General features: G+C 63.4%; 15 protein-coding genes. 10 read left to right on the top strand and 5 right to left on the bottom strand.

Annotated elements, in window-relative coordinates; genetic code table 11:
- The first annotated feature begins 89 nt into the window (after positions 1-89).
- The 5 genes from HNQ40_RS11725 (at position 90) to HNQ40_RS11705 (ending at position 6656) form a co-directional block, all read left to right on the top strand.
- Positions 90-1799 carry a Na/Pi cotransporter family protein gene (locus tag HNQ40_RS11725; RefSeq protein ID WP_184678020.1) on the top strand — a complete coding sequence of 570 codons (1710 nt, stop codon included), beginning with the start codon at positions 90-92 and terminating at the stop codon, positions 1797-1799.
- Between the two features lie 59 nt (positions 1800-1858).
- Positions 1859-2773 (top strand): hypothetical protein, encoded by a 915-nt coding sequence (locus tag HNQ40_RS11720; RefSeq protein WP_184678019.1) that lies wholly within the window; start codon positions 1859-1861, stop codon positions 2771-2773.
- Positions 2774-2834: 61 nt separating this feature from the next.
- A complete protein-coding gene (locus HNQ40_RS11715; RefSeq protein ID WP_184678018.1) occupies positions 2835-3902 on the top strand; it encodes an LOG family protein in 1068 nt (355 codons plus the stop codon).
- Positions 3903-4022: 120 nt separating this feature from the next.
- Positions 4023-5894, top strand: a complete 1872-nt coding sequence (locus HNQ40_RS11710; RefSeq protein ID WP_184678017.1) for a T9SS C-terminal target domain-containing protein — start codon at positions 4023-4025, stop codon at positions 5892-5894.
- A 378-nt stretch (positions 5895-6272) separates the two neighbouring features.
- Positions 6273-6656, top strand: a complete 384-nt coding sequence (locus HNQ40_RS11705; protein WP_184678016.1) for an SPW repeat domain-containing protein — start codon at positions 6273-6275, stop codon at positions 6654-6656.
- Between the two features lie 121 nt (positions 6657-6777).
- On the opposite strand, the gene HNQ40_RS11700 is transcribed toward HNQ40_RS11705, so the two are convergent.
- Positions 6778-7773 carry an alpha/beta hydrolase family protein gene (locus HNQ40_RS11700; RefSeq protein WP_221435504.1) on the bottom strand — a complete coding sequence of 332 codons (996 nt, stop codon included), beginning with the start codon at positions 7771-7773 and terminating at the stop codon, positions 6778-6780.
- A 183-nt stretch (positions 7774-7956) separates the two neighbouring features.
- On the opposite strand from HNQ40_RS11700, the gene HNQ40_RS11695 reads away from it, so the two are divergent.
- The 4 genes from HNQ40_RS11695 to HNQ40_RS11680 all read left to right on the top strand — a co-directional run bounded on the left by HNQ40_RS11695 (position 7957) and on the right by HNQ40_RS11680 (position 10047).
- Positions 7957-8301 (top strand): ArsR/SmtB family transcription factor, encoded by a 345-nt coding sequence (locus HNQ40_RS11695; RefSeq protein ID WP_184678014.1) that lies wholly within the window; start codon positions 7957-7959, stop codon positions 8299-8301.
- 63 nt (positions 8302-8364) lie between these two features.
- Positions 8365-9291, top strand: coding sequence for an arsenite methyltransferase (gene arsM / locus HNQ40_RS11690; protein WP_184678013.1), 927 nt, complete (start codon positions 8365-8367; stop codon positions 9289-9291).
- Positions 9292-9349: 58 nt separating this feature from the next.
- Entirely contained in the window at positions 9350-9772 is a 423-nt protein-coding gene (locus HNQ40_RS11685) for a hypothetical protein (protein WP_184678012.1), read from the top strand.
- A gap of 8 nt (positions 9773-9780) precedes the next feature.
- Positions 9781-10047, top strand: a complete 267-nt coding sequence (locus HNQ40_RS11680) for a hypothetical protein (RefSeq protein WP_184678011.1) — start codon at positions 9781-9783, stop codon at positions 10045-10047.
- A 32-nt stretch (positions 10048-10079) separates the two neighbouring features.
- On the opposite strand, the gene HNQ40_RS11675 is transcribed toward HNQ40_RS11680, so the two are convergent.
- The 3 genes from HNQ40_RS11675 to HNQ40_RS11665 form a co-directional block, all read right to left on the bottom strand.
- On the bottom strand, positions 10080-12548 hold the full coding sequence (locus HNQ40_RS11675) for a hypothetical protein (protein WP_184678010.1): 2469 nt from the start codon (positions 12546-12548) through the stop codon (positions 10080-10082).
- Positions 12549-12616: 68 nt separating this feature from the next.
- A complete protein-coding gene (locus HNQ40_RS11670; protein ID WP_184678009.1) occupies positions 12617-14035 on the bottom strand; it encodes a sulfatase in 1419 nt (472 codons plus the stop codon).
- 180 nt (positions 14036-14215) lie between these two features.
- Positions 14216-15148, bottom strand: coding sequence for a glycoside hydrolase family 5 protein (locus tag HNQ40_RS11665; protein ID WP_221435503.1), 933 nt, complete (start codon positions 15146-15148; stop codon positions 14216-14218).
- 206 nt (positions 15149-15354) lie between these two features.
- Between HNQ40_RS11665 and HNQ40_RS11660 the strand changes: the two genes are divergently transcribed.
- A complete protein-coding gene (locus HNQ40_RS11660) occupies positions 15355-17814 on the top strand; it encodes a DUF5060 domain-containing protein (RefSeq protein WP_184678007.1) in 2460 nt (819 codons plus the stop codon).
- 96 nt (positions 17815-17910) lie between these two features.
- Here the strand turns inward: HNQ40_RS11660 and smc are convergent, their stop codons facing one another.
- Entirely contained in the window at positions 17911-21915 is a 4005-nt protein-coding gene (gene smc / locus HNQ40_RS11655; RefSeq protein ID WP_184678006.1) for a chromosome segregation protein SMC, read from the bottom strand.
- Positions 21916-21959: the final 44 nt, after the last annotated feature.

The raw sequence follows: 21959 nt of genomic DNA, 5'->3' as shown, positions 1-21959 counted from the left end.
CCGGTTCACGGCCGATGCGGGAACGCGATGCATTATCGGTATGATGAATCGATTCCTAACGGTGTTTTGCCCTGTCTAACGAGGCCGATTTGCTTAGCCCCACGCTCGCCGATCTCAACATCCCGATGATCGCCATGAACCTGCTGGGCGGGTTGGCGGTGTTCCTGTTGGGCATGACCATGATGGCCGACGGGCTCAAGGCGGCCGCGGGCGAGGGCATGCGGCAGTTGCTGCACAAGCTCACCGGCAACCGCGTCGTCGCGGCCATCAGCGGCGTGTTCATCACCGCGGCCACGCAGTCCTCGTCCATCACCACGGTGCTGCTGGTCGGCTTTGTCTCGGCGGGGCTGATCGACGCGGCTCGGTCGTTCGGCGTCATCGTCGGGGCCAACGTCGGCTCCACCTTCACCGCACAGATCATTGCGTTCAACATCACGGCCTACGCCCCGATACTGATCGCCGCGGGCGTCTTCACGCAGTTGATCGCCCGGCGATCGCGGCTGAAGAACTACGCCGGCATCGTGCTCGGCCTCGGGCTGATCTTCGCGGGGATGGGGCTGATGTCCGACGCGACCTATCCGCTGCGTGACGAGCCCGCCTTCGTGGACCTGATGAAACGCATGTCGAACCCGTTCCTGGCGGTGCTGATCGGCGCAGCGTTTACCGCGGTGGTGCAGAGCTCGGCGGCCACGACCGGCCTGGTCATTGTGTTGGCGGCCCAGGGCTTTCTCACGCTGGAGGCGGGGATCGCCGTGGCGCTGGGCGCGAACATCGGCACGTGTGTCACCGCGATCTTCGCGGCGATCGGCAAGTCCCGCGCCGCGGTCCGGGTGGCGGCCATGCATGTCTTGTTCAACGTGCTGGGTGTCTTGCTGTGGGTCTTCTTCATCCCGCAGCTGGCGGACCTCACGCGCATGATCACCCCCGATCGTGCCGACCTCGAAGGCCTGGAACGCCTGGCGGCCGAGGCGCCCCGCGCCATCGCCAACGCCCACACGTTGTTCAATGTCATCAACGGGGTGGTCTTCCTGCTGCTGGCCACGCCGATGATCCGGGTCGTCGATTGGATGCTGCCGATGCCGGCCGAGGAGCCGGATGTGCCGGATGTGAAGCCCAAGTTCATCACGTCGAGCGCCCTGGGCACCCCGCCGATCGCGATGGACCTGGCCCGGATGGAGATCGGCCGCGCCGCCCGGCGGGTGGGCAACATGCTCGCCGCGGTCCCCGATGCGCTCGACCCCAAGAACAGCGAAGGGATGAAGCGGCTCAAGCAACTCGGCAAAGAAGTCGACACGCTCTACGGCCACGTCGTGCCCTACCTCGGCAAGTTGTCGCAGCGCGAGGTCTCCGCCAACGCGGCCGAGCGCCTCGAAGAGTTGCTGTCGATCAGCAACCGCGTCCGTCTGATCGCCGACATCATCGAGACCGACTTCCTGGCGTTGGCCGGCCGCCGCATGGCAAATACCTCGCTCGCGGTTTCGACCGATTCGCGCGAGACCTTTGCCGATCTTTACGCCACGAACAGCCGAGCGCTGGAGCTGGTCGTGGATTCGTTGCACACCGGCGACCCGGAGCCGGCCAAGCAGGCGCGGGAGCTGCGCCCAACCTTGAAGTCGCTGCGTAACCGGATCAATCAGCACCTGGCGGACATCCTGGCCAACGGTGGATCCAATGATTTGGCCACGTTCAGACTGGATTCGGACATTAAAGAATCGATGCGCCGCATCGAAGACCTCACCCAACGGATCGCCAAGGATTTGGTTTCGATGGAAGGCGGAACGCCCGCTTCGGAGGGCTAAAACGCGCGGTTCGCAAGGTTCGCCCCTTGCGTGATGGCGATTGTGGCTAAACTATCGCAATGCCTCCATCGGCCTCAACGACTCCTGACCCAGACGGCACAGCGCCCACGGTTCGGCCCCGGCCCCGTTGGCTGCGTGCTCTCGGGGCCGATGACCCGCCCGCTCGGTTCGACGCCGGTGGGTACACCTGGCGTCGCCTGCACATCTATAAACACGACGCCTTCGCTGCGACGGCGTTGTACGCCCGGGCCGACGACGCGACACAAAAAGCCGTGGGCAAATTCAGCCGACGCCAGTCTGCGTTCGGCGTTCCATTTGCCTGGCTGGGCGAGCTGTTCCACCGACGGGAACAAGAAGTGTACCGGCGGATGCAAGGCGAGCCCGGCGTGCCCACGGTCCTCGGCGAAATCGATGTCGATGGATACATCTACCCCAGTGCGGCGGCCCGGCTGTACATCGAGGGCCACCCGCTGGAAGAAGGTGAACGACCGCACGACGCGTTTTTCCCGACGCTCGAAAAACTCATCCGGCGGTTCCACGCCCAACGCGTCGCCATCGTCGACCTGCACAAGCGCGACAACATCCTCGTCGGCGACGACGGCGAGCCGTACCTCATCGACTTCCAGATCAGCCTGCTCGCCAGCCGCGGCTGGCGGGCGTGGTTCGATCCGCGGGCGTGGTGGCTGCCCTCGGCCAAGCGTGCGGACCTGTACCACCTCATGAAGAACTGGCGGCGCCACCGCCCCGATCAGCTCACGCCCGAACAGATGGACCTGGACCGCTACCGCCCCGTGAGCATCCGGCTGTGGCGTAAGTTCATCCGCCCGATCCACGCCGGCCGACGGTGGCTGTTCGTGAAGCTCGGGTTCCGCACCGGCAAGGGCGACCCGGCCACCGAGGTCGCGCCGGACTTGCGACCCGACGACCCTTCGCTTACACCGCCCTCATCCACGGGCCCCAAACTACCTGCTTAAACCCCGCCGCGCGCGACACTGATGACGCCACGGCCCGTTCGAAAGAAAGACTTGTTATTGCATGACCGAATCCAAATCCCCCAACCCCGTCGATCAATCGATGATCGCTGAAATGAACCAACTCGTCGCCAAACTCGGCGGCAACCCCGACACGATCCAGGGCAAGTCCGTCCGGGAGATCATGCACACCGGGCTCAAGCTGATCACCGACGAGGCCAACCTCGGCGAGGTCAAGCTCATCTCCCGTGCTCTCAAAGAACTCCGCTACGCCCTGAAGGTCTTCCGCCCCTACGACGACCACCCCAAGATCAGCGTGTTCGGCAGCGCCCGCACCCCCGAAGACCACCCCGACTATCAAGCCTGCGTCCGGTTCTCCCGCACGATGGCCGAGTCGGGTTGGATGGTCATCACCGGCGCGGGCGACGGCATTATGCGGGCCGGACACGCGGGCTCGGGTAAAGAGTCCGCGTTCGGCGTCGCCATCCGCCTGCCGTTTGAAACCAATGCGAACGACGTGATCGTCGGCGATCCCAAGCTCGTCACCTTCCGCTACTTCTTCACCCGCAAGCTCATGTTCATGTGGATGAGTCACGCCGTGGCCTTGTTCCCCGGCGGGTTCGGCACGCAGGACGAAGGCTTCGAAGCCCTGACGCTGATCCAGACCGGCAAGGCCCCGCTCGTGCCCATCGTCATGATCGACGCCCCCGGCACCCACGCGGCCGGCACCGGCTACTGGATGCACTGGGACAACTACGTCACCAAGTCGCTGCTCGAGAACGGGTGGATCAGCCCCGAAGACAAGAACCTCTACTTCGTCACCGACGACCCCGCCGCCGCGGCCCGCCACGTCAGCGGGTTCTACCGCAACTACCACAGCCAACGCTTCGTGCGGAACGATCTGGTGCTGCGGATCCGTCGGCCGCTCACCGAGAAACAGCTCGATCAGCTCAGCGACGAATACGCCGACCTCATCGTCGAAGGCAAGATCCAACAAGGCGGCCCGCTCGAAACCGAACGCAGCCACCTCCAGCTCCCGCGCCTGTGGTTCCACCACACCAAGCACGGCTACGGCAAGCTCCGGGCGATGATCGATCAGATCAACGCGTTCGACGTCGACAACGCCGGATAAGCCCCCGAGATCGCTCGCAACGCGGGTGGATTCCGAGAAGATTAAGTATATAATTTCGGGCAATCGGCCCTCACCCGGCCCGCCCGTCTTCTTGCTTTTCGCTTCTCCAAGGGATTCACCATGCTCAAGCTACCCACGCTTTTTTCGATCTCCGCGGCCTGCCTCGGGCTGGGTTACTCCGCCGCCAGCGTGGCTGAGCACCACGCCGCCGACGAGGTGATTCAGGTCACCCTCGACCTCGGCGCTCAGCGTTTCATCGGCGGTGAGTCCGCCCTGCAGCGCGACAAGTTCATCAACGTTCACGGCGACTGGGCCAACGTCCTCGCGTTCACCCCCGAAGACATCCGCCACCTCACCGAAGACTACGACGTCGGCTTCGGGCGTTTCTTCAACAGCCCGTTCAACTTCTTCAAAGGCCCGCCGCCCTACCCCACGACCGACATGGTCAAGGCGATGGCGCCGGACAAGTTGTGGCGTGACACGAACGACCCCGCCTTCAGCGAGCGCACCACCCGCCGCATCGTGACCGAACACCCCTACGTCGCCTTCCGCCTCGGCGAAGACCCGACCGATGCGGCGCGTTTCGCTGCGGACTATTTCGAGTTCCTGTTCGAGGACGACTACCGCCCCGATTTTTACGAGCCGCTGAACGAGCCGTTCGTCCACACCAAGAGCTTCGGCACGGACCACGCCGCGATCCGCAAGGAGATGACTGAGTACTTCAAAGCGATCGGCAAAGAGTTCGATCGACGCGGCCTGTCCACCCAGATCATCGGCTACTCCAGCGCCTGGCCCTCCCAGGAGCTCTGGGACTTCAAGCACTGGGACGAGCGCATGAAGATGTTTATGGACGAGGCGGGCGAGTATATGGACGCCATCTCCGTCCACCCCTACGACGGCACGAACGTCACCGGCCAGGACAACCGCCGCTCCGGCTCCAACGTCGACGCCATCCTCGACCTCATCGAAACCTACGGCTACATCCTCTGGGACCAGCCCAAACCCCACGCCATCTCCGAGTTCGGCGATATCCCCAAGGGCTTCGGCGACCATTACTCCGACGCCTACGCCTCCGCCCACCTGCCCAGCCTCCTCCACCTGACCTTCGGCTTCCTCGACCGGCAAGACCGCATCGCCATCACCGTCCCCTTCATCACCACGAAGAGCCCGTGGCACTACGAAGACCCGTCCAAAAACTTCGAACCCTACAGCGTCGACCTCTGGCGGCCCGACCCCGAGAAGATCGTCGACGGCCAGGTGACCGGCTTCCTCAAGACGCCCAAGTTCTACTTCTACGACTTCTGGAAAGATGTGAAGGGCGACCGCGCCGTTGCGTTTGCCGACGACCCGGACCTCTACGTCCAGGCGTTTGTGGACGGCACCACCGCCTACGTCGGCCTGACCAACCTCGAAGACAACCCGCGCACGGTCAACCTCAACCACCAGACTGAGCTGCCCGCCGAGTCTTCGCTCCAGTTGCGCCAGCTCCACGTCCCCGAGCGCGAAGCGGCCATCTACATCGAAGACAACGCCTTCGGGTTGATCAACGAACTGACCCTGCGGGGGCACGAAGCGGTGATGCTCGTCTACACGTTCGGCAGCGAAATCCCCACCACCACCAAGGTGCAATCCACCACACACTACAGCAAGACCTACCTCCAACCCATTGAAGCCGACAAACCCATCACGTTCACGTTCAACGACGTGGCGACGGGTGACGGCCGGGCGATCCTGCGGATGGGCCTGGGGCGGAAACACGACAAGTCCAAGCAGCCGGTCCTCGAGGTCAACGGTCACCGCGTCGACGTCCCCAACGACTGGCCCGGCTACGACCAGGCCAACCGCTCGGACTTCTTCGGCGCGATCCCGATCCCCGTGCCCATCGAACACCTCACCGAGACCACCGAAGTCACCCTCACGTTCCCCGACTCCGACGGCCATGTGAGTTCCTTGATTCTGGTCACCGAGGTCCAGTCCCCAGTGGCCGAATAATCGGCCACCCCCGTCCCGTCTTCACCTAGATTCCCAAGTAATACCTGCTCCCGCCGTGGAACAATCCGCCGGCCTGCGCGGTTGTTTATTTATGCGGCCCCTGCCCTCCCAGTTCCAATCTCCCCGATGTGACCGTCGCGACCCGCTCCAAGCAGCGCTGAACGGCACCGGCCTCGCCTTGTTCTAAGGCAGCCCCCTACTCAACGACATCCCGAAACTTCCGGCCCCCAGCCTTCGAGCGTGTGATCGCCGTGCCTGCGTACGTCTGCCTCGTAGACGCGCGGCCGTGTTGGCACCACACCTGCGCGATCGCCACCGACTAACTCCCGACTATTTCAAACCAACCCTGAACCTACAAACTCCATACAAGGACCTACCATGCGATTCATCACCAAAAACATCCACGCACTGCTCGACTACCCCGTCGCGCTCTTGCTGATCACCGCCCCGTTCATTTTCGGATTGGGCGATTCCCACCCGCTTGCGCTCTGGCTCTCGGTCACCACAGGCGTTGCCGCCTTCGTGCTTACGCTGCTGACCGACCACATGCTGGGCGTCTTCCGTATCCTGTCCTACCGCATCCACCTCGCGGTCGACGGCGCGGTGGGCATCACCTTCCTCGCCGCCCCCTTTGTGTTCGGATTCTCTGGCATCGACGCCTGGTTCTACTGGGCCAACGGCGCAGCGGTCGCCATCGTGGTCGGCCTCCACAAACCCGCGGCCAGCACGTCCGCCCCCACGCCAGCCCCGTCGGCCGCCTGATCCCTTCAGCTCGCGACACGGCCCACACCCCCAGCAGCCCTCTGATTCAGAGGGCTGTTTTTATTTCCGCATGCAGTGTGAAATGCGTCGCCACGGTTATCGCATCCTGCGTGCGGGTCGCTCACTTGTGCTGCCAACGGTCGCCCGGCTCCAGCACCCCCTCGGCCCCATCGCCCCGGAGCCACGCCTTCGCCGCCGGGTCGTCGCGGAGGTAGGCGTCCCAAAACGCCGTGCTCAATGCGAGGATCACGCGGTAATGATTCGGGTTACGTGGCTCACGGTCGCTCGGCAAAGCCCGATCACCAAACGCCGAGTGCTGGGCCCGGTCTAACACCAGTTCGTACTTGTCACCGGCGGGCAGCGCGGGGTAAACGGCCAAGCGTGCTTCCACATCCGCATCGCCGATGATCGCAACATCCAGCGTCCCGGTCATCAGCAGCCAGGGCATCGTCACTTCGCTAAACGCCCGGTCCGCGTTGACGCCGCGCTGCACACTCGGGCTCATCGCCACCGCCGCCTTGATCCGCGGATCGCCCCACACTTCACGGCCCCAGCCCGGCCGCTGCCCGCTCACCGCCTGCGTAGTCACCGCCCCGAACGAATGCCCCGACATCCCGATGTGATCCAGGTCTAATCGGTCCATCAAGGGCGACGCCGGGTCCGCGTTCCAGGCTTCCAACGCATCGATCACCGCGACCACATCGCCGCGACGGAGCCGAGCATTCTTCCCGCTGGCCGCCTTCTGCATCTCCCGCAGCCGTTGCCCCACCGGCACGTCCTTCCACACCGATTCATCGCTGCCCAAGTGCTGCATGAACACCGCGACATACCCCCGCTTCGCCCAGTGCTCACCCAGATACGGGTTGTTCTCACGCGACCCGCCCAGCCCGTGACTAAACAGCACCACCGGCCGGGGCATGGCATCCGCGTTTTCGTCTGCCCCCTCGGCGTTCACCGGTAGATAGACCCGCAACGGAATCTCTCGTTGGCGTTCCGCATCGTGCACGGACAGGTCCACGACCACCGGCTCTGCCGCACCCACCGCCAACGGGTCGTAGGCCGGCGGTGCGGCATCGGCGATCACGCCAAAACACGCCGCGATGGCGATGATTCCCAACCACCCAATCCGTCTCGCATCATTCATCGTATGAGCTCCGTGTCGGTGAACGCTTGGCTATACGAAGTATTGCCCCGGCTGTTTCACCCGCCGGCCACCCACGTCCTGCAATCGACCCCCGATCTCACCGAAGCCCAGCCCCTTGACGTCGAGCTCCGATCCAGTATATTCGCATAAACGAATATGACAGCCGCCACCCTTCCCCATGCCGACCTCATCTTCCGCGCTTTCGCCGACCCCACGCGGCTGCGCCTGATGAATCTGCTGCAGGATCAGGAAGAAGTCTGCGTCTGCGACCTGATGAACACCCTCGACCTGCCCCAGGCCAAGGTGTCGCGTCACCTCGCTTATCTCCGGCGGGCCGAGCTGGTCGAGACCCGCAAGGACGGGCAGTGGGTGTACTACCGCCTCGCCCCGTCGGGCAGTGCGTTCCACGCCAAGATGCTCGAATGTCTGCAGTGCTGTTTCGCCGAGGTCCCCGAACTCCAGGCCGACCGCGATCGTCTGTGCGGCGGCGACTGCTGCTGAATTTCTTTAAACCCCGCAGCCCCGCTGCACCCCACGATTCACCACCAACCCACAGGAAACCCCATGACTTCCGAATCCTGCTGCGACCCCTCAAGCGGCTGCTGCTCACCCACCCCCAACACCGAGCCGCTCACCCAGGTTATCCGCGAGAAGTACGGCGAGACCGCGCGCAGCGGACTCTCCAGCTCCGACATCAACGTCCACGCCGTGGCCGAGGCCTTCGGCTACTCGGCCGACGAACTCGCCGCCATCCCCGCCGAGGCCAACATGGGCCTGTCCTGTGGCAACCCCATCGCCCTGGCCAACCTGAGCCCCGGCGAAGTCGTCGTGGACCTCGGCAGCGGCGGAGGGCTCGACGTCTTCTTGGCTGCGCAAAAAGTCGGCCCCACGGGCCGCGCCATCGGCGTAGACATGACCCCCGACATGATCACCCTCGCCCAGCGCAACACCCTGCAAGGCCCGGGCGGCAAGCCCTACACCAACGTCGACTTCAAGCTCGGCACCATCGACAACCTCCCGCTGGCCGACGACTCGGTCGACGTGATCATCTCCAACTGCGTGATCAACCTCGCCGCCGACAAGAACGCCGTCTTCGCCGAGATGTACCGCGTCCTCAAGCCGGGGGGCCGCGTCGCCGTGTCCGACATCGCGCTCAAGCAAGAACTCCCCCAGGAGCTCGCCGACAGCGTCGCCGCCCTGGTCGGCTGCATCGCCGGGGCCATCCCCATCGACGAATTCGAGTCGGGCCTCAAAGCCGCGGGCTTCCGCGACGTCGCCCTGATCGACAGCCAAGCCGACCTCACCGCCTACGCCAAAGTCGACGGCCAAGCCGCCTGCTGCGCCCCGCCTTCCGACGAGGCCGTCGCCAACTCGTGCTGCACCCCCGCCGCAACCACCGACCAACCCATGCACGCCGACCTCGGCGACCTCTTCGAGAAATACGACGTCAACCAATACGCCGCGTCGATGAAGGTCTTCGCGCTGAAGTAAACCCTCGGGCAGCGAATCAGCTGTTCCAGACCACGCGTCGCGAAGTACCATTAACCGCATGAACCCCCTTAAAAAACTCCCCAGCCTGGGCACCGTGTCCGCTGGGCCTTCCCGGGTCTGGGTGTTACTCCTCATGCTGAGCAACACCGCCGTGATCATCGCGGCGGTGTTGTTGCTTCCCTACCTCGTGATCATCCGCTCGGCCTGGTCCAAGTCCACGGGTCGCGGGTGGCGTGTCTTTGTCATGGTGCCAGTCTTCGCCGCTGCCGCCCTCGCCATCGCCTGCTCCCCGCTGTTCATCCCCACCGGCACCCCTTTGCGATTACCTACTCAAGACGCCTTCGGCATAGGCCCCGATCCGCTCCTTGTAACCACCATCATGATCCTTAACGACGGGATGATCATAGGCCTAGGCTTATTCCCGCTCAGCCTCGCATCGATGCGGATCAACCGGATGAACCGTAACCGCCAACAGGCGTAGTACCCCACATGTTCATCTGGCCTGACTCGATCCCACCCGGCGTCGAGTTCATCTTCTTCGCAATCTTCCCCATGGGTCTCCTGCTCTTGACCGAAGCGCCCCTCATGGCACTAGGACAGCTAAACATGTTGGCTGCTGCCATCATGGCCGTTATCTATGTTGTGCAGAAGAGTTCGCTTAGCAATGCGTGGCTTGTGCCCGCTCTCCTGACTACATACGCCGTCATCAATTTCGCCACCAACCTTCTGATTGGTTTCTGTCTTCGCTTCATTTAAGACCGAAATCAGCTATGTATGACAGCTTCAACTCACTCCGCTGCCTGATACCGCAGCCGTTGGATCACATTCCGCTTCTCATCCAATTGCCCCTGCCCCACATTTCGCGGGGAGCTGGGGACGATCCAAATCGTTTCGAGATCAATCTGTACACCCCACGAGCCGTCGAAGGCGTCGAGATCGTCAAGCGCATACCCCTTCCCCCCTACCCCGGCCGCCCAATATATATCGCTAGCCAAGATGATGACCCAGGGCCCTAGGCGATTGGAATACATCAGAGACGGCATGGTCTTCAGGATACGCCCATCCGGGCCTCGGTACTCCCCCAGGTCTTTGCGGGGATATTCCAGATATTCAAGCAGATCCGTTTCCGAGTTGTACCGCGTCACCCATTCAGGCCACTCAAGCGTCAGCATCATCCCACCATCGATGCCCCAGAACACCGGCGACTCTTCCATGAAGGTCGCCCACCACGCATGCACCCCCATCGGCAGAACAGGAGCGTCGTACACCCGCAGCCCCCCGCCATCAGGGTTCAGCACCAAGAACTTAGGTGGTGAGCCCAAATACGGCGGCACCGCAACGCAGACCCATACGCGTCCATTCCCCGGATCGGTCGCAGCATCAAGGATCGCCGCGTCCCGTAGCCCGGGCAGCACCGGCTGATCGCCGGCTCCTTTCTCGTTGGCAAACGAATAAATAGTCTCGAACTCTTGCGTTTCGGCAACGATGCGTGCGAAACGTTTAAAGCCCGCAAGATAAAACTCGCCACCACTCTGCATCACACGGATGGGCCGCTGCGGCGTATATGCCTTGCCGGGTTCAAATTGATCCGAGGGGATCTCGGTCACCCCTTCAGGCGTCGAGATATAGATCGTATCCTCGGCCCCGACACACACAAAAATGTCGCCGAACACCGCATACTCAAGATTCGTTCCGTAGGGATTGCTGTTCGCTGCATCCCACTCAAGATCGAACCGATGCAACACCTCAGCTCCGCCCCCCTGCAAAGACATCGCCGCCACTGTCACCTGGAAACGACCTCGATCAACCAAACCCGGCCAGCGAACATTGAGCCCTTTGAGAAAAACCGCTGCCGCCGACAAGTCCTCGCCCGGCCGTGCATCGGGGTGGACGGCATAGAGCACCCCCCAGTCCGCCACCGGCGCATCGAATTCGATCTCATCCACCACAAACTCGCCCGACAACCACGGGTTGCGTTCGGCTTCGCCCGAGTTGACCTCTTGTACCGCCTCAAGAGCTTCCCGCCGAACGTTGTAGTCCTCGGTCAGCGACTTGATCAGTCTGCGGTGGACCTGCTCGAATTCCTCGGGCACATCCCCTTCACGCAGCGCCACCAGAAGCACCGCGATATCCCCGGGGGCCGCCGACCGATCAAGCCCCACTCGTTTGACGGCGCTGTCATAGTTGCGCGACTGGATTTTCGCCAATCGCGACGCCAAAGCGTGGGTCGCTTCGGGATGATACACCAGAGGTAAGGCATCTCCGCTTTCGATTACCCCTCCTAAGACCCCTTCGTACCACGCCTGATCCTTCTCTTGCCGCACCAATACATCGATCGCGTCACGGACGACTGCTCCCATAAAATAATAAGTGCTATAGAATTCGGTGGGATAGCTGCCCTTGTACTCACTCCCGATATCAGTTTCAGGAAATAGTATTTCCAAGGCCTGCTCTGCTGCGGCAAGACGATCTTGCTCCGACTCCGATGCCAACATGCGATGACGCAGCGCCAACAAATGGAAAGACGGCTCCGGCCTCGCTTCCAACCAATCAAGGACGGGCTGCACCTGCTTCGCATCGATACGCGAAGTGAGCAAGCCAGACTGACTACGCTCCCAGTGGAACTGCTTATTAATAGCCGCAGCCATACTCTTCCAAGAGCTCTTCACACGCTGACCGACCTTCTCATGCTCCTCGATCATGCTCGACCATTCATCCAGAAGCTCAAGCGTCTTATCTGCATAATCCTCCTCGGACAGGACCATGCCGGGCATAGACGCCAAGAAGTCGTGAAGCGTTAACGGTTCCCAAACCGCCCTTCTTTTTGCATAAGGAAGGTAAGCCTCGTACGCCACCCAAGTCTTTCGTCGGACCTCATCCAGCTTAAGCCGATCCTCCTCACCGCGAACCCGACGCTCGACCGATCGGATCACGCCCGGCTCCAGATGCAGCTTCCTGGGGGTCGACTGCGGATCGGCGTAGACCCGCACCCATGCGTCCTGCGTTAAACACATCGCATCCAACATCTCGTCCATACGTTCGACATGGCCTAAAGATGCCAACGTACTCACAGAATTTCTTAATTGACGTGCGGCATCTGCCAACTCTTCTGGCGCAGCCCCGGCTTCTATGGCCGCACGCATAGTTTCAACTCGTTCGTCAAAGCGCTGATAATACTGAGCCTTGTCCGCATTGCTGCGGGCAGACAGGCTCACGAGCAGCAGAAGAACAACGATTACATAAAACAACCTGAACATGCCGGAATCACTCCTGAAAGGAGAATCCAGTATATCCAGTCGTTAAGTTTTCACTCGGCCCCATTCCGTTATGGAGCAACGTAATCCGGGTTCGGCACGGGCAACCGGGCGTTGGTTTCTTTGAGCCAGGCCTTGAGGTTCTGCGTTAACTCGGCGGCGAGCTCGGACATGTCCGCGGCGAGGTCGGTGGTTTCGCCGGGGTCTTGGGCGAGGTTGTAGAGCTCGACCGAATCGTCGTCGTAGCGGAGCAGGAGTTTGTAGTCGCCCTGGATGATGGCGCTGCCCAGGCGGTTTTTGCTGTGCCAGGCGTAGTTGGGGTAGTGGAAGTAGATCGCGTCGCGGTCGAGGTCGGTTTGCTCGGTGAGGTGGGCGACGAGGCTGTCGCCGTCGAGGGGGCGGCCGGGGTCGGGGGCGAGGCCCGCGGTTTCGAGGAAGGTGGGGTAGAGGTCGAGGTGGGTGACGCGGGTGTCGCTGGTGCTGCCGGGCTGGACCTTCCCGGGCCAGCGGGCGATGAACGGGACGCGGAGTCCGCCGTCATAGAGGTAGCCCTTGCCCATGCGCAGGGGCGGCTGGTCGCCGACGTGGGTGAGGCCTTTGATGCCGCCGTTGTCGGAGGTGAGGACGACGAGGGTGTTGTCGGCCAGGCCGAGATCGTCGAGCGCGGTCAGGAGTTTGCCGACGACCTGATCGGTCGCTTCAATCATGCCGGTGTAGACGGGGCTGTGCATCTTAGCGCCGGCCTTGCGTTTGGCCTTGTATTTCGCTTCGAGCTCGGGGGTGGTGCCCAGCGGGGAGTGGACGGTGAAGTTCCAGAAGTTGATGAGGAACGGTCGATCCCGGTGGGCCTTCATAAACGCGATGGCTTCGTCGGCGAGGCGGTACGGCAGGTATTCGCCTTCGGGGCCGTCGGGGATGTAGGGGTTGTTGTAAGGCGAGAACCAGCTCGGCGGGCCGCCCGAACCGTTGCCGCCGAGGTTGTTGTTGAAGCCCTGGTTGTCGGGGAGGGTGAGCGGGTCCTCGGCGTGTTTGCTGGGCCAGGCGGCGTTGACCGACAGGTGCCACTTGCCGAAGAAGCCGCAGGCGTAGCCCGCTTCCTGGAGACGCTCGGCATACGTCACGGTTTCGGGCGGCAGGTTCAAGAGCGTGTGAGCGTCGAGGACCTTAGCGTTCTCGGGGGCGAAGTGTTTGCGGGAGAGGTGGTTGGTCAGGTGGAGGCGAGCGGGCGACTGGCCGGTGATCGTGCCGGCCCGGGCGGGCGAGCAGACGGGCGACGCGGCGTAGGCTTGGGTGAAGAGCATGCCCTGCGCGGCGAGGGCGTCGATGTTGGGCGTGTCGACCGCTTCGAAGCCGTAGCAGTGCAGGTCGTAGAGGCCCAGGTCGTCGATCATGATGAAGACGATGTTGGGCGGGGCCGGCTCGGCGGCGCGGGCGGACAGCGACAACAGCAGGAGCAGGGTGCCGAGCAGGATCGAGGCGTGATGTTTCATGGGAGACGTTGTAGAGGGCGAGGGATCAAACCGCGAGTCAGCGAACGCTGAATACGTGGACCCGATTATAGAGATGATGGAAATGAGACACGCGGGTGCTGATGAGTCAAATACAACCGATTTCTCACATCCGGCTATACACCTAAGTAAAAATATCAGCAGGCCGCGCGGCTAAACAGCCTACTTCTGAAGTTGTTCGCGGACGAATCGGCCCGAAGCGGTGAGCCGATCCTCCGGCCAGGGGCCACGCGGCGAGGAGCCGGGACGAAGCGCACAAGACGATTCATCCTTATCGAAGAGCGACCAGTTGGCCCAGCTCAGCTGATGCTCATCAAGGAAGTCAAGCCAAGTCCGCGACTCGTCGAGGAAGACGCCGTCGCCGCCGTTGGCCATGCTCGTGCCCCACTCGGAAACGAAGAGCGCGGCGCCTTGTTCCATGGCGCGGCGGGCTTTGTCTATCAAGGCTTGGCCGTGGGAGCCGGCGTAGAAGTGGAGGGTGTAGGCGAGGTTGGTCCCGGCCACCGGATCGGCCGCGGCGACGTCGACGTCTTGCGACCAGGTGGGCGTCCCCAGGACGATCAGGTTGTCCGGGTCGTGTTCGCGGATCGCGGCGACGACGCGCTCGTGGTACGGCTTGACGACCTTGGCCCAACCGTGCGTGTTGAGCGGTTCGTTCCAGGTTTCGTAGATCAGGTGCGGGTGATGGCCGTGGGTCTGCGCAAGGTCGGCGAAGAACGCGGCGGCCGCCTCGGGCTCGGGTTCGTGGGCGTGCCAGTCGACGATGACATACACGCCGCGGGCGATCGCGGCATCGACGACCGTCATCACCTTGGCCTTCTCGCGTTCGGGGTGCTCCATATAGCCGCCACGGTGCACCGCCAAGGGCACACGGATGAGCGTGACGCCCCAGTCGTCGACCAGCGTATCGACGACATCGGGGTTGAAGAACGCCCCGCCCCACTGGCTCCAGAACAGCGACATGCCGCGGAGCTGCACGGGCTGATCGTGCTGGTCGAGGATCTGCGTGCCCTGGACGCGGAGTTGGCCGTGACGCTCGACGGGGGTTGCGAGGAGCTCCTGGCTTGTTGCCGAAAGCGCCAGCAGACCCGCCAAAACCGATCCGCATACCGTCAGCAAAACCGTTGACGAGCACCTGAGAAACCGCCATCGATGGGCGAAAACATCGTCAACCATGGCCAACACCGTACCACCGACCACCCCGGAACGACGCTCTGCCAAGCACAATGCCGCACGAAGCTCGGTAAACTGTTTATGGTTCACAATCTGTTGCTCTTGAATCCCCTCCCTGGAAAAACATCATGCCCCACTGCCCGCGTCGATCGCTCCTGCTGTTTTGCGTCGTCTTGTTTTGCGTGCCCAGCGCACTGGCGGAGAAAGTCTTCGAGGAACGTGGTGGCTACCTCGTCATCGAGATGGAGAGCACCGACTCGCTCCTCGGCCAGTGGAAGCTGATCCCCGCCAACGCGGACGGCTACCCCAAAGGTGCCGTGGGCGAGGGGCACCTCGAGTACCAAGGCCCGTGGAGCGGGCAGAAGGCCGTCGATCCGCTGGAGTACCGCTTCACGATCAACAAGCCCGGCCGGTACTTCCTGATGTTCCGCGCCCACAAACGCCTGCTCGGCAACCCCGGCGACAAGAACAACGACTGCTTCGTCCGCATGGAAGGCGATTTCGCCTCCGGCAGCGACGAGATCCCGCTCGACGTCCTGCAAACCGACACCAAGCTCTTCGGCGGCGCCCCCGAGTCGTGGGGCCAGGCGCGTCGACTCGACAAGAAAAAGAAGGCCCACCTCAAGGAAGCGGTGTACGAGTTCAAGGCGGGCGAGACCTACACCTTCACGGTGTCCGGCCGATCGACGCGGTTCAATCTCGACCGGATGGTGTTCTTCCATGAGTCACACGACGCGAAACTCAAAGACCTCCAATCGCTTCCCGAATCATCCTTCACCAACGTCGAAGCGGAAGCCGCGAGCAACGCCTCCGCTTCCTCCGGCGAGATCGAAGTCCTCGGCGACTTGCACCCCTGGCACAAAGTCACCCTCGCTCTGGACGGCCCCGCCACCGCGGAAGACGCCACGCCCAACCCGTTCACCGACTACCGGTTCGACGTGACCTTCACCCACGCTGCGTCGGGCAAGACGCTGACCGTGCCGGGCTTCTTCGCGGCGGATGGCGATGCAGCCAACAGCAGCGCGACGGCCGGAAACGCCTGGCATTGCCACTTCCGCCCTTCCGAGCCGGGCGTGTGGGAGTACGAGGTGTCGTTCCGTGAAGGCAAGATGGTGGCGACCAGCACCGAGCGCAACCCCGGCAAAGCGTTGGCGCCTTACGACGGTCTGGCCGGCTCGTTTGAGATCGACGCCGACAACCCCGCGACCGCCCCCGACCTCCGCGCCGATGGTCGTCTCCGCTACGTCGGCAAACACCACCTGCAGTTCGAAGGCAGCGGACGCTACTTCCTGAAGTATGGCCCCGACTCGCCGGAGAACTTCCTCGAGTACGACAAGTTCGACAACACCCCCGCCAAGGGACACAAAGGCATCCGACACCCGTTCACCGCCCACGCCAAGCACTACCAGGGCGACGGCCAGACCTGGCAGAACGGCAAGGGCAAGAACATCCTCGGCGCGGTCAACTACATCGAAAGCACCCGCGCCAACTCGATCTCGATGGTGCTCAACAACATCGGCCGGCTTGTGCCCGACCCCAAGAACGACAAACGCCCCCTCTCGGGCCCCGGCGACGGCGACCGCGCGTTTCCATACACCTCAAAACAAGAACGCCTCCGCTTCGACTGCTCCAAACTCGATCAGTGGGAGATCGTGTTTGACCACGCCGAGCGCAAGGGCCTGCACCTGCACTTCAAGCTCGCCGAAATCGAAAACGCCCGCGATCTCGATTTCGGCAACGGCGGCATCGGCGACGAACGAAAGACCTACTACCGCGAGATGGTCGCCCGCTTCGGCCACCACCTGGCGCTCAACTGGAATATCTCCGAAGAGATCCCCGTCGGCGCGGGCACCCGCAAAGCCTGGCTGAGCTACCTCGAAGAAATCGACCCGTGGCAGAACCACCGCGTCTTCCACACCGGCCCATCCAAAGACAAGAGCAACTTCTACAAGCCCCACCTCGGCGAATCTTCCCTCACCGGCATCTCCCTCCAAACCCCCGAAGCCACGTCCACCCAAAACGTGTTCAACGAAACCAAGATCTGGGTGGATCGCTCGGCCGCCAAGGGCCACCCTTGGGTCGTGGCGTGTGACGAGCAGGGACCGGGCAACAAGGGTGTAAACGCGGGCTTCGACCTCAGCCGGAAGTATGTGCTCTGGGGCAACATCATGGCCGGCGGCGGCGGGGCTGAGTACTACTCGGGCGGCTCGGACCTGAAGCTCGACGACTACGCCCACTTCCACGACCTGCTCATCTGGTCCGGCTACGCGGTGCACGACTTCTTCTACGCCCACGACATCCCGTTCTGGGACATGCACAACGACGATTCGCTGATCGGCAACAAGCTCGGCCACTACCTGACCAACGGCAGCGACATACTCGTCGTCTACCTCACCGAAGGCGGCGACGCGACGCTGGACCTGAGCGCTTACTCCGGCACGTTCGACGTGAAGTGGTTCGACCCGCGCAACGGTGGTGACCTGCAAGACGGCAGCGTGACGTCACTCACCGGCGGCGAAAAAGCTTCGCTCGGCAAAGCACCGTCGAAGTCCGACCAGGACTGGGCGATCCTGATCACCGCCAAGTGAAACTTTCGCAACCGATCGACATCATCGTTTAGTGGGCGGCACGGAGTGCCCCGCGTGGGACGCTTCGCGTCTCCCGCTAAACGAGTTGCCTGGCACTCAACTACCGACTTCGACCGGTTCCTTGCTGGCCAGCATCGCGGCGAGCTGCTCGCGGGACGAGGGCTTGGCTTGCTCGGCCTGGTTTTCGACTTCGGCGTTGGCGTTGAGGGTCTCCTGGGAGACGCTGCCGTCGCTGCCGATCTGGTCGAAGTTGACGCTGACGCGTTTGGAGACGCCGCGTTCCTGCATCGTGATGCCGTAGAGCTTGTTGCAGCCCTGCATGGTGCGCTTGTGGTGGGTGATCACGATGAAGTGCGAGTGGTCGAGGAAGCTGTTGATCACGTTGACGAAGCGTTCGACGTTGGCTTCATCAAGCGCGGCGTCGACTTCGTCGAGGATCGCGTAGGGGCTGGGGCGGGACTTGAAGATCGCCATGAGCAGGGCCACGGCGGTCATGGTCTTCTCGCCGCCGGACAGCTGCGTGAGGGCACGCGGTTCTTTTCCGGGGGGCTTGGCGGTGATGGCGATGCCCGAGTCGAGGATGTCGACGTTGCCATTCTCGTCCGGCTCAAGGAAGACGTCGGCCCGACCGCCGCCGAAGAGCTTGCGGAACATGCCGTCGTTGCCCGCGAAGTTCTCGCGGACCTGGTTGAAGGTTTCCTCGAAGCGGGTGCGCGAGTCGTCGTTGAGCTGTTCGATCAAGGCGTGCAGCTGTTTCTCGGCGTCTTCGATGTCCTTGACCTGGTCGGCGAGCTCGTCCTGCTTGCCGGCGAGCTGGTCTTCCTCGGCGATGGCGTCGATGTTCACGGTGCCCAGGCGGGCGATCTTGCCCTTGAGCTCTTCGATGTCGGACTTGATCTGGTCCCAGTCTTCGGACGAGAGGTTGAAGGGGTCGCCCTGGACTTCGGTCGCGGCGGCGGCGATGGGGGCGGGCGCTTCCGGGTTCTCGATCCCGGATTCCGGATCGCTCTCATCGGCGTGATCCGGCCGTTCGCTTCGCTCAGAACCGGCTTGGGCGACGTGCTGCTGCTCCTTGGGGAACAGGGCGAGCTGCTTCTGCTTGCGGTAGGCGTCGGGCAGGTCGAGGTCGAGCTGGTCGGCGGTGCGCTGGGTGACGCTGTCGAGCTTGACCTCGAGTTCGCGCTGCTTCATCTCGGCCTGATGGACGCTCTTCTCGAGCTTGCCCACCGCGCCGCTGCGCTGGCTGAAGTCGGCCTTGAGGGTGCTCAGCGCCTCGTCGGCGGCGGTGACTTTGCGTTGGATCAGTTCGCACTGCGTGACGAGTTCGTCGAGCTTACGCTTGGCCACGGCGGCAGCCTCCTCGGCCTTGACCTGGGTTTCTTCGAGCTCGGCGATGCGGGCGTGGGTGCCCTTGAGTTCTTCGGAGAGTTTGGTGTGCTGACGGGTGACGTCGGCCCGGGCGACTTCGAACTGACGCGACTGGCGCTCGGCGGCGCTGAGCTGCTCGGCCAGCTTGCCCGCGTCGATCCGCAGCGACGTCACGCTCTCGCGTGCGGCGTCGGCGGCTTCGGTGGCTGCGGTGATCTCGGCATCAAGCGCCGCACGGCGGGCTTCACGCTCGGCGGACTGCGCTTCGAGTTGCTCGGCTTCGGAGCGATGGGCGGTTCGCTTCTCGTCGGCCTCGGCGAGCTGGCGGTGGAGCTTCTCGGTCTCGGCGGCGACCACGGGCTGCTCTTTCTCGAGCGACTCGATCTGCCCACGGAAGCTGTCGAGCCGGCTGGTGAGCTCGACCTTCACGGCGTTGGCATCGAAGATCGACTGCTGCAGCGCGGCGGTGACTTCTTCGATGTGGGCCGCCTGGTCGGAGATCGCGGTCAGGGTGGTGTGGTCCGACGCGATGATCGCGTCGAGCTGGGACAGCTCGGCCTGCAACGAGGCGAGCTCGGAACGACGCGAGATCAAGCCGCCACTGGCGTTCGCGCTCAGGGGGCCGGCCAACACGCGACACTGCTCGTCGAGGACTTCGCCTTCTTCGGTGACGAAGCGGTAGCCCGAGGGCAGCGTGGCCCGGAGCATCATCGCGGTGTCCAGGTCACGGACGACGAGGGTGCGGCCCAGCAAGCGCCAGGCGACGGGGCCCAGCCACTCGGGGTAGCGGACCAGGTCGATGACGGGGCGGAGGTGGTTCGCGAGGGCATCCGACGCTTTGTCGCTCTGCTCCGCAGCGTTCGGCTTGAGAGTGAGCGGGGGGAGCGGGGGTTGATCGATGGAGAGGAACGTGACGCGGCCGGCGAGGGCGTCGATGGCGGCCTGGCCGGTGGCGGGGTCGCACAACTCGGCAAGGCGGTCGACGACGAGGGCTTGTTGGTGTTCGCCGAGGGCGGCTTCGACGATGGCGGCGTGCTGGACGTCGCAGTCGATCAGCTCGGCCACGAGGCCGCGGACGAGGTCGAAGGCGGGGTCGGCGGCGTCTTGGTCCTCGGGGGCTAAGCCGCAAGCGGCTTGTGAGAGCACGGCCTTCACGGGGTCGGCGATGCCTTCGAGGTTGTCTTCCATCTCCTGCAAAAGACGACGGCGCGAGTCGAGGTCGGCCCGCTGCTCACGCGAGTCGGCGAGCCGGGCGGAGAGCTGCTTCTGCTGCTCGCCGAATTTGCCGGCGAGGTCTTTCTGCTCTTCGAGTTTGGTCTTCTCGGCATCAATGAGCGAGACCGATTCGGCGAGCTGGCCCTCGGCTTCGTCACGCTGGGTGAGCAGGGCTTCGAGTTGCTCGGCGATCTGGCCGGTGCGCTGGTCGAGTTTTTCACGCGTGCCGACGAGCGATTTCTCGAAGGCGTCGATCGAGGTGATCTCGTTGTGGAGCTTGGAGACGCTGCGCAAGAGGTCAGTCAGGCCGTTCTTCTCGTCTTCGAGGTTGGCGCGTTTTTCGTTGAGCGTGTGCTGGAGTTCGCGGTGCTCGGTCTGCGCGGCCTCGAGCCGCTGCTTGGCGTCGGCTTGGGCGGTGGTGAGTTCTTCGACCTGCTCGGTGTGCTGCGCGGCTTCCTCGGCGAGCTGGGTCTGCCGGCCGTCGAGTTCGTTGAGACGCGTCTGGTCGCGCTCGATCTGTTTCTTCACATCCGCGAGGGTTGACTCGGCGAAGCGGCGCTGCTGCTCGGCCTGCTCCTTGGCGGACTCCTGCTGCACGCGGGCCTGCTGCAACTGCTGGCTGCGCTGGGCGACGGCCTCGCGCTCGGTCTCGGCGTCGGATACGGCTGATTCGTGCTTGGCGAGTTCGCGCTGCGCCGCGACGCGGTCGGCCTCGGCTTGTTCGAGTTGTTCCTGCACTTCGCCGAGCTGCTTCTGCAGGCGGTGGTACTCGGCGAGGCTGAAGGTGAGTTGCAGGTCGCGCAGCTTTGCCGAGTGTTCTTGGAACGAGCGGGCCCGGGCGGCCTGCATCTTCACGGAGCGCAGGCGCTTCTCGGTGTCTTCCAGGCGTTGGCGGACCAAGGCGAGGTTCTGCTCGGTGCGGTCGAGTTTGCGGAGGGCTTCTTTTTTGCGGGCCTTGAACCGAGAGACGCCGGCGGCTTCTTCGAAGATCTGGCGGCGCTCGGCGGCGTTGGCTTCGAGCATGCGGGCGACCTTGCCCTGCTCGATGATGGAGTAGGCGTCGGTGCCGATGCCGGTGTCCATGAAGAGTTCTTTGATGTCGCGGAGGCGGGCGCGTTGGTTGTTGACGAGGTACTCGCTGGTGCCGTCGCGGTAGAGCTGGCGGGTGACGGAGACCTGATCGGTGTCCAGGGGGAGAGCGCGTTTGGGGGGTTGATCCGGGGCTTCGTCGCTACGGTCCTCAGCACCCGGCTTGATGGGGTTGTCGAAGGTGAGCGTGACGCTGGCCATGCCGGCGGGCTTGCGTTTGGCACTGCCGTTGAAGATGACGTCCATCATCGCGCCGCCGCGGAGGCTCTTGGGCGATTGATCGCCGAGGACCCATTTGATGGCGTCGACAACGTTGGACTTGCCGCAGCCGTTGGGGCCGACGATGCCCACGACGGGCTCGTCGAAGGGGATCTCGGTCTTGTCGGCGAACGACTTAAAGCCGGCGAGGGTGAGTTTCGCTAGACGCATGCGGGTCGACCTCCGTGTCGGACCGGGTGCTGGTGAAGTTGATC

Origin of the sequence: Algisphaera agarilytica, from assembly GCF_014207595.1 — a bacterium.
Classification (GTDB): domain Bacteria; phylum Planctomycetota; class Phycisphaerae; order Phycisphaerales; family Phycisphaeraceae; genus Algisphaera; species Algisphaera agarilytica.
The sequence above is the reverse complement of the archived record's forward strand: the minus strand, read 5'-3'. Positions and strand labels throughout refer to the sequence as shown.

Excerpts from the sequence above, each read along its gene's own strand:
- HNQ40_RS11720 (WP_184678019.1), top strand. The coding sequence starts at position 1,859 with ATGCCTCCATCGGCCTCAACGACTCCTGACCCAGACGGCACAGCGCCC.
- HNQ40_RS11715 (WP_184678018.1), top strand. The coding sequence starts at position 2,835 with ATGACCGAATCCAAATCCCCCAACCCCGTCGATCAATCGATGATCGCT.
- HNQ40_RS11710 (WP_184678017.1), top strand. The coding sequence starts at position 4,023 with ATGCTCAAGCTACCCACGCTTTTTTCGATCTCCGCGGCCTGCCTCGGG.
- HNQ40_RS11705 (WP_184678016.1), top strand. The coding sequence starts at position 6,273 with ATGCGATTCATCACCAAAAACATCCACGCACTGCTCGACTACCCCGTC.
- HNQ40_RS11695 (WP_184678014.1), top strand. The coding sequence starts at position 7,957 with ATGACAGCCGCCACCCTTCCCCATGCCGACCTCATCTTCCGCGCTTTC.
- arsM (WP_184678013.1), top strand. The coding sequence starts at position 8,365 with ATGACTTCCGAATCCTGCTGCGACCCCTCAAGCGGCTGCTGCTCACCC.
- HNQ40_RS11685 (WP_184678012.1), top strand. The coding sequence starts at position 9,350 with ATGAACCCCCTTAAAAAACTCCCCAGCCTGGGCACCGTGTCCGCTGGG.
- HNQ40_RS11680 (WP_184678011.1), top strand. The coding sequence starts at position 9,781 with ATGTTCATCTGGCCTGACTCGATCCCACCCGGCGTCGAGTTCATCTTC.
- HNQ40_RS11675 (WP_184678010.1), bottom strand. The coding sequence starts at position 12,548 with ATGTTCAGGTTGTTTTATGTAATCGTTGTTCTTCTGCTGCTCGTGAGC.
- HNQ40_RS11670 (WP_184678009.1), bottom strand. The coding sequence starts at position 14,035 with ATGAAACATCACGCCTCGATCCTGCTCGGCACCCTGCTCCTGCTGTTG.
- HNQ40_RS11660 (WP_184678007.1), top strand. The coding sequence starts at position 15,355 with ATGCCCCACTGCCCGCGTCGATCGCTCCTGCTGTTTTGCGTCGTCTTG.
- smc (WP_184678006.1), bottom strand. The coding sequence starts at position 21,915 with ATGCGTCTAGCGAAACTCACCCTCGCCGGCTTTAAGTCGTTCGCCGAC.